Origin of the sequence: Shewanella saliphila, from assembly GCF_014648295.1 — a bacterium.
GTDB lineage: Bacteria > Pseudomonadota > Gammaproteobacteria > Enterobacterales > Shewanellaceae > Shewanella > Shewanella saliphila.
In genome coordinates, this window is record NZ_BMQV01000109.1 from 1 (window position 1) to 811 (window position 811).

Sequence of the window (811 nt, forward strand, 5' to 3'; positions counted from 1 at the left end):
TATAACGATATCGTGGAGCAGTGTTGTAAAGCCTGGAATATATTTATTCAGTGCAAGGATAGGGTAAAAAGTTTGTGTACACGAGACTGGGCTAATATGGGCAAAGTCTAATGCGGATTGGTATAAACTTCAAACGTAAAAACAACAGACGTAAAAAAGCCCGTTGCGTTAACAACGAGCTTTCATACTTATTAGGCGTCTGGAAATGACCTACTCTCACATGGGGGAAAAGTGAATGCGTTTTGAATACAAAGTATTCAGCAGACACTTTTCGCGGAAAAGCGGTGACCGTCAGGGATGGTGGAAATGCCCTTATTGCAGGAGCAATATAACGGCCTTTGGAGCCGGGGAACCCGCTCAGCGGCGGGGCGACATCGAGTTTAGTTCTTTCGCGAAGCGTATATACGAAAAAATCCCTAGCGTTTTCTGCTAGGGCTTTTTTCGTGTATTTGGCGTCTGGAAATGAAGCTCTATGGTTTCCAGACAAAAAATTGTACGGAACAAATTTTTAACGCACTTTAGTGCGGCCCGTTAGGGTCAAATACATGGATGTATTTGATAAATTGCTCCTTTATCTAACGCTATCATTAGCATTAAATAATAATTCGGAAAACTGATGCAGTCGTCTTTCAGACTCGCTTTGTTGAGTTATCACACTATTTAAGTGCTCTATTCTAATACTAAGTATCAGTAAAACCCATCTGGGTTGTATGGTTAAGCCTCACGAGTCATTAGTACATGTTAGCTCAACGCCTCACAACGCTTACACACCATGCCTATCAACGTCCTAGTCTCGAACGGCTCTTTAGAG

Annotated in this window: 1 rRNA gene; it reads right to left on the reverse strand. The window is 42.2% G+C overall.

The annotated features are described in order from the left end of the window. Positions 1-710: 710 nt before the first annotated feature. Positions 711-811 (reverse strand): 23S ribosomal RNA (locus tag IEY48_RS20305); the annotation flags it as partial.